Origin of the sequence: Halococcus morrhuae DSM 1307 (assembly GCF_000336695.1) — an archaeon.
In the GTDB taxonomy this organism is placed as follows: Archaea; Halobacteriota; Halobacteria; order Halobacteriales; family Halococcaceae; genus Halococcus; species Halococcus morrhuae.
The window spans coordinates 1-775 of the sequence record NZ_AOMC01000159.1 but is presented as its reverse complement, the minus strand read 5'-3'; the positions used below and the strand labels follow the sequence as shown (position 1 = coordinate 775).

1 pseudogene is annotated in these 775 nt (G+C 59.1%); it reads left to right on the top strand.

The features are described from left to right. A pseudogene (locus C448_RS14320) lies at positions 1 to 775 on the top strand (ISH6 family transposase); the annotation flags it as partial.

Sequence of the window (775 nt, the reverse complement as noted above, 5' to 3'; positions counted from 1 at the left end):
GCACCGATCCCCGCACAGCCGTTACGACCGCCGGCGAGCACGAATTCGACCTCCACTACGTCGAAGATACAGCCGCTGACCACGACGAAACGAGCTATCTTCGTCCCGTCGAAGGAGTCATCGACTTCGACGGGCAGAACCGCTATCAACAGGACATCGCGGCCAAGAGCGTTGATCTCGCTACCACTCTCAGCTATCGGGATGCCGCCGATCACGGCGACGGCTTCGTTTCGATGCCGTCGCCAGACACCATCAACCGCCGTGCCAAAGAATACGGCAGCAAACTCAAGCAGTTCCTTCCTGACTGTGTTGCGGGAACGGACGCTGACGCTATCATCGCCGACGGAACGAAGTGTCACAGCCAAGACGAAGACCGCTCGTACCACTCCGTTCAAGCAACGCTTGGCGAGGATACTGCCGAGGACTCGCGGTCTCTGCTGGATCTGTCGATCAACGCCGACTGGGATGAGACAGCAGCCGCTCTCGACGATATCGATGCAGTCACTGACGACGCTGCGGTCGTCAGTGACGCTGATGATAGTATCGTCACGGCATTTACCGACGAAAGCCGTGAGCATCAGCTCGACCTCGTCCATGTCGGCCGGACGCTAGGCTACAATCTCTGGGATGACGGCGTGTTCTCCTTGGAGCGGCGCACCGAGATCGTTACAGAAGTGATCGACGAGGTGTTCCATCTGAAGAATTCGGTTGCCAAGCACCGACCTGAGGAGGAGTTCGCGGCGATCCGCGAACGGATCGCGCGAACGACCAAGCG